6 protein-coding genes are annotated in these 6584 nt (G+C 42.0%); 2 read left to right on the top strand and 4 right to left on the bottom strand.

Translation table 11 applies throughout. The features are described from left to right. Positions 1–67: 67 nt before the first annotated feature. From WMO20_RS08400 to WMO20_RS08415, 4 genes are all read right to left on the bottom strand, one after another. Positions 68–493: a hypothetical protein gene (locus WMO20_RS08400; protein WP_015565006.1), complete on the bottom strand. Its 426-nt coding sequence runs from the start codon at positions 491–493 to the stop codon at positions 68–70. A gap of 65 nt (positions 494–558) precedes the next feature. Beyond that, on the bottom strand, positions 559–1593 hold the full coding sequence (locus WMO20_RS08405; protein WP_112121920.1) for a ParB/RepB/Spo0J family partition protein: 1035 nt from the start codon (positions 1591–1593) through the stop codon (positions 559–561). Then, positions 1550–2383 carry a ParA family protein gene (locus WMO20_RS08410; RefSeq protein WP_097773643.1) on the bottom strand — a complete coding sequence of 278 codons (834 nt, stop codon included), beginning with the start codon at positions 2381–2383 and terminating at the stop codon, positions 1550–1552. The genes WMO20_RS08405 and WMO20_RS08410 overlap by 44 nt, the downstream gene beginning before the upstream one ends. Continuing rightward, positions 2383–3252: a DUF6017 domain-containing protein gene (locus tag WMO20_RS08415; protein ID WP_112121921.1), complete on the bottom strand. Its 870-nt coding sequence runs from the start codon at positions 3250–3252 to the stop codon at positions 2383–2385. The genes WMO20_RS08410 and WMO20_RS08415 overlap by 1 nt, the downstream gene beginning before the upstream one ends. A gap of 496 nt (positions 3253–3748) precedes the next feature. On the opposite strand from WMO20_RS08415, the gene WMO20_RS08420 reads away from it, so the two are divergent. After that, positions 3749–4000 carry a DUF6061 family protein gene (locus WMO20_RS08420; RefSeq protein ID WP_349186450.1) on the top strand — a complete coding sequence of 84 codons (252 nt, stop codon included), beginning with the start codon at positions 3749–3751 and terminating at the stop codon, positions 3998–4000. 251 nt (positions 4001–4251) lie between these two features. After that, positions 4252–6447: a DUF874 domain-containing protein gene (locus tag WMO20_RS08425; protein WP_349186451.1), complete on the top strand. Its 2196-nt coding sequence runs from the start codon at positions 4252–4254 to the stop codon at positions 6445–6447. Positions 6448–6584: the final 137 nt, after the last annotated feature.

A 6584-nucleotide genomic window follows, 5' to 3' on the forward strand; every position in this document is an offset into this window, starting at 1 on the left:
AAGAAGCCGCAGAGTGCGCCGAACTCAAAAAATGCGAAACCGATGAAAAAATTCAGCATAACACACCTCAGACGATGCAAATGCAGGGCAGCTTCTGATCGTCTGCCATGAGTGTAACGCTGTGGCTCGCCAGAAACTTCTGGAAACGGTACACGTCATCAATGGTAAGCGAAATGAAGTTCCCGTCCATGTTGGTGCGTACCAGAATGACCGGGCCAGTCAGGTAACGCTTGCCCGCCATCTTTAGAACCTGTGCCGGATTGTAGCAGAGCAGCAGCGAAGTGTCGGGAAGATGGATGCTGGCATCGCTTTCATCGAAGCAGGGCAGAATGTCAGGGGCTTCATCCAGAGTAATAACCGTCAGTTCCATATCCGGCGCAATGGCGGCAAAGTAGACTTCACCGGGCTTCTTGCCACCTGCCAGAATGGTGCAGATGCGCATATCAATGGTGATCTCCTCGGAACGAATCATACGAGTAGCGGTGTTGTTCATAGGCTTTTTCCTCCATGTTTGCAAAAGAAAAAGACCCAAAGTGGGTCTTGCGTTTTATCTGATCGTCAGCGTTCAGCTTCATGCTTGCGCTTTTTCATGCGCTGGTCGAGCATCTTGAGAATTGAATTTTCGATTTGTTCTGACGAATAGTTGCTCGGAAAATATTTTTTGATAGAATCGCTCCTGAATACAACTTTTTCGGTTTTACTTTCTTCCAAAAGCCCAATGATTTTTTCTTCCATCTCTCTCGGAGTAGAGCTTTCGGGAAAATATTTCCGCAGGGTATCGTTTTTGATAACAACTTTGTCCAATTCGTCCTTTTTCGGTTCACCCATCACGGCAAAGGCAACGTCATACGAGAAATGACCTTCCTGCGCCAGCTTTTTGAGCCGTTGCGCCTGTGAAAGCGATGGGGCGTTTTGCGTGTCAGCCATAGCTTCAAGAAAATCTCGCTGCTGGCTTTCATCAAGATAAGAGAGTTCCACCGCAGGGTTAAATGAGATTTTCTTTTCGTCTACCATGTCCAGCAGTTCCGGGATAAGATTGGTTAAGCGGATAAAACGGTGTACTTGGTTGCGGCTATCACCAGCTTCTTGTCCAACAATATCAAGAGCTTGCAACTTCATCCCAACTTGGGATGAAGTTAAATCTGACCTAGCACCTTGCCTTTTCAGTGCATCCAGTTTCATCTTATAGGCAAATGCCCGCTCACTCGGCAAAATCTGTTCGCGCTGAAGATTGGAATCAACCATGAGCAGAACAGCGGCATCGTCCGACATATCACGGACGATAACCGGCAGGGTTTTCAGTCTAGCAAGCTGTGCAGCGTGTTGGCGGCGATGGCCGGAAATGATTTCGTAGCCACCATCCGGGCGCGGACGAGCAATCAGCGGATTTGTGACACCCAACTGCTTTATGCTTTCTACTGTGCGCTGCATAGCTTCATCATCAATCACCTTAAAGGGATGGTCTTTGAACGGATACAACTCATCAATGGGAATTTGCTGTACCTGTTCGCGCTGTTCTTCCTGCCGCGTTTCTTCGGTGGAAAAAATATCATCGTAGCTGTTCAAACTGACGTTTAAGCCGTTTTTCGGCATCGGCCAACACCCCCTTTGCGATGGAATGATAGGCTTCTGCCACTTTGCCTTTCGGGTCATACTGGAAAATGCTTTTTCCGGTCGTGCTGGTTTCGGCAGCGCGGACAGAACGGGGAATTGTCTGGTCGAACACTTTCAAATGCTTTCCGTAGGCTTGCCGAATCAGATTGCTGATTTGCTGCCCATAGATGGTGCGGCTGTCCGTCATGGTGAGCAGGATGCCCTCAATTTTCAGTTTCGGGTTTATCTGCCGCCTTACTTTCTGCACGGTTTGAAGCAACTGCTCCAGCCCTTTTGCCGAAAGATATTGTGCTTGCACCGGAATCAGTGCGGAATCTGCCGCTGCCAGCGCATTGACCGTCAGCATACCGAGAGAGGGAGTGCAGTCAATCAGAATATAGTCGTACTCGCGTTTTGCGCTTTCCAACACCTGTTTCATCACTTTCTCCCGGCTCATGGTATTCACCAGAGCCACTTCCAGTCCGGCCAGTTCGATGTTGGCCGGGATAAGGTCAACGCCCTCCGCATGGTGCAGAATCCCTTCGCCGGGTGGAATACACTGGTCGTTCATGGCTTTCTGCATAAGAGTAGAGAGTGTAGTGGGCAGTGCATCCGGGTCTTGCCAGCCCATACTGACAGTAAGCGAACCCTGTGGGTCAGCGTCCACAAGCAGAACTTTCTTGCCCTCCATTGCAAGCCCTACGCCCAAATTTTCACAGGTGGTGGTTTTGCCCGTGCCGCCTTTCTGGTTGATAACGGCTATCGTTGTTGCCTTTTTGGAAATTTTCATCACCTCCGAGCTGCTAAATCATGGTTGACTTTGTTTTGATAATAGAGCTGTATTGTGGTTGGAGCATTGAATAGTGCGGCCAGAAGGTACTGCTTCATATTCCGTATCGGGGAAGTGTTCGCTGCCAGACAGTCCAGTACGAAGCGGATGTGGTCTGCATTCAACTTTTTTAGCCGACTGAGCACAACTTCGGCGGGCTTATCATCGCCAGCGATTCTTATGAGTTTACGCTTGCTGTCACAGGTGTCCACCAGCAAATCTACGATCTGATAGATGGTATCTTCATCATCCGGGTAAAGCCGGAGAAGAAGTTCTATCTCCAAAGAATGTGAAAAATATTCTTCGAGCAGTTTACGATTCTTCATTTTCTCCAATTCATCGGAAAGGATAGGATTCGTATTATTCCGCTCTGTCTTACTCTTTTTATTCTTATTACATCGTGATTTGGGCGGGTCTTGACAAGCGTTTTTAGGACTTCCAGATTCGTGATTTTCACGATTCTGGACACGCTCATTTGAAAGGTCTGACGAAAAGTTTTTCACATACACCAAACTCGGTTTGCCCAGTCCACGGCGTTTTCGTTCAATTAAACCAAAATTTTCAAGTTCCCTGAGTAGCTTGGTCGCTTTGTTGTCTGCGCAACACAAAGCCCTCTTGACATCCTCGATCGTGAAAATGATGAACACCCGGCCTTGCTTGTCGAACCATTCATTTTTAACAGAAAGGCTCATGCGGTCAAGCAGGATGCCGTAGAGTGTTTTGGCATCGGTTGACAGATTTTGAAACCGCTGCTCCTGAAACAGTGCTTTGGGGATGCGATAGAACGAAAAAAGTTTTCCGGCCTGTCCATAGAAGTAGTCGAGCGTCATACAATTCTGTCAAGGATGAAAAAATGACGATGTTTCATTGACATGGTTGACAAATCCTCCTTATGAATAATTCGTGCAAACAAAAAAGCGCAATCTCGATTTTTGAAAATCGGAATTGCGCCATGTAACTTAGTAGGGGAGAATGGTCATTTGTCAGGGTCGGTTGACCACAATTTGACCACAAAAGAAACGAAACATCTTGACATCTAACGAAACAGAATGATAAAATAATTTTGAAATTTGATGATACTGCGTACAAGTGGTATCGGAGTGTCCATTGCGTTTTTGAGAGAAGCACAATGGGGTTCAAGAGGCCGTGAGTTCGATTCTCGCCACTCGGACCAAACAAAAATAATCCGAACTTATTTCCGATAGGAGATGGGTTCGGATTATTTGTTTTCTTCGGAAAGTTCAATGCAGGTATCCGTGGAAGATGAAGTCCGAAATCATAGATTGACCGCCACAAACCAAACAATGATTTCAGGAGGACGAGATTATGAAGGATGATGCAAGAGTCTGCAAATTCAACATGGACACTGGGTGTGTAGAACTGTTGCTCCGGGATTGGAGAAAAATTTCCATCAATTGCACCGGAGTCGAGGATGCGTTGGATGTGACCATAGCGCAGAGGGCAGAATTGGATTACCTCATCTATAATGACCCGCTTGGCTATGCCGATTTGATTCTGAATGGCGATCCGAAGGAATATTTGAAGAAAGTGGCCGGGAATCATGGACTGGAAGATTAGGTAGTAAAACAGTGTACATTATTAATGGTTACGTTCTATAAAAAACGCTGATAATTAAAATAGCAATATGCAGCAGAAGGGTCTCTTCACGAAGAAATTCTGCTGCTTTTTAATAAGGTGTATGGAAGGATATTTTGTTGTGTCTTTCTCTAAAAAAGATATAGGGTGGTTAGAAAACACTAAATGTGCTATAATGCTCTTAAAAGAGTTTGAAAAGACCGAAGATCGTTATAATTAGAAGGGAGAAGAAAATGAGTTTTTCATTAAATGCATGTTATGCAGCATTAAAGACTGTAAAAGCTCAAAATGTGGATGAAGCTTTTAACGTTATGATAATTGCACTTATAGAGAACAAGAGGTATCAGCAGATTAACATAGCCGATATTATACAAGATTTCAATGATAAATTTGGCTTTTCAATTCCTTATTTTCCAATGATGAGACTTCTTTCCAATTTGTGCCGCAAGAAAATTTTGAAGAGATCGCAAAATAGATATTTCGTAAATTTTGATAATGATGAATTGGATAGCATAGGAGAGTCTTTTTGGAATGATTTGGAAAATCAGGAAAGAAATCAGAAAATGTTATTGAATCGTTATGTACAATTCATAGCTACAAAGTATAGCGAGGAAATAACAATTGAGGATGCTGCGAGAGTTTTTAATGCGTTCATTGAGGAGAACGGTGTTGTTTTCATTAAAAACCATGAATATGAAAAAAGTACAACGGAAACATACAGGTTTTGCGTATTACTAAAAGAACTCGAAACATCCGATGGAAAACTTTTTGCATTTGTGGAATCTGCAATAGTAGGGCGGATACTTTCAGAATTAGTGATTTTTACTGGTGATAGAATAGATTTGAAAAAGTCAAATGCAAAGGTTTTTCTTGATACAAATATCATTTTTAAATTGCTTGGTATTAGTACCATTGATCGAAGTGAGTATTATAAAAAACTTATTAAAGATATGATAGATATTGGATTTAAACCTTATGTCTATCAACACACATATAGTGAAATTGTTACGATTCTATCGAGTAGTGAATACTGGATAGGAAATTATCAGTTTGATCCTAGTAAGTCATCTGAGGCAACTAGCTATTACATAATGAACGGAAAAAGTCGAGAGAATGTAGAACTCCAAATAGCGAATCTGCAAGATGATTTGGAGAGTCTTGGAATTTATGTGTATGATATGGATTATCCTCAAAGAATTCCGGTTGGCGTGACCGATGATAAAACATATTATGATAAAATCGTAAGTGAGTATAAAAGAACCAATTCACAATTCAATGAGAGTGAGATGAGAAATACTGTTTGGGACGATGCAAAATCGTTTTTCTTTACAGATTTTCTTAATGCGGGACAAAATGCGTTTAGTTTTGCTGGAATTCAAAATATTTTTGTGACGCATAATGAAACTCTTTCTAAGGTTTCAAAAATCCAGCTATCAGAGAGTGGATCAAAAGTGGAAGCAGCGATTCCTTTTTGTGTGTCGGATGTGTTTTGGGGAAATTTGATTTGGGCAAATTCATCAGAAAGTCTTAGCATAGCAGGAAAGCAACGGCTGATGACGATTGTGGCCGCTGCTTTTGAACCAACTGTGGCAGTGTTACATCGGTTGAAAGAAGAACTAGACAAGTTAGAGAAAGAAAACAAAATTACAAAAGAAAATTGCTATTTTCTGAAGTCAAATCGAATGGCCTTAGATATGCTGGTGAGAATCACAGAAGGAGATGCCAGCAAATTTACAGATAGTACCCCTTTTGAAATACTTGATAAAATTCGCTCAGAAGCAAAAGATGAGGGAATTAAAGAGGAAAAAGTCCGAAATGAAACCGAAAAGCACGAAATAAGGAAAGCACACGAAAAGTTGGAATGCGAACACGAAGAAAAGTATCTAAAACAACTTGAACAAGAAAAAAGAGATATTGATGCACAATACCAGTCACTTGATGGTGAGAAAGCGCGCCTAGATAAAGAAAAAGAAAAGCTTGAAATGTGCCAAAAAGAGTGTGTGCAAAAGGCTACAAAAAGATGCGAGCATATAAGGATGGCTTTTTTAATTGGGATAGTACTGTGGCTTATTGTTGGGGTAGTATTACTGATGAAATTCAATGTTTTATATTCGTGCGTTGAGTTGATATTCGGTATTTTGGTGACGCTGATTTTCAATAATAAGCTAGCATCGTGGATAATAAAGGATGCAGACCTTCAAGAAAAGATTGCCTTAATACAAAATTATGAAAAAATGAAGGAAGCACTTATACTACAATACTATAAACGAGAAAAGTGTACATTGAAAGAAATTATGCAAATTGAAAAACAATTGAGTTCTATTCAAGTTAAAAAAGATGATTTGGCAAGACGTACACAAGAAAACTTTGAAAAGCAATGTGAGGCGAGAGGCAAGATTGAAAAATTGAAGAACAGTTGCGTAGAATGAATTTTGGTATAAAGTGGGAGTGTGATTTAGAGAAAACTAATACCAGTAATTTTAGCATACAAAAACAGGGTGCGTCCTGCGGACGCACCCTGCCAAAGACCACATACGGTAGCGATATGTACAACAGGGCGTTCCCC

The sequence above is a fragment of the Faecalibacterium intestinale genome (assembly GCF_040096575.1).
GTDB lineage: Bacteria > Bacillota > Clostridia > Oscillospirales > Ruminococcaceae > Faecalibacterium > Faecalibacterium intestinale.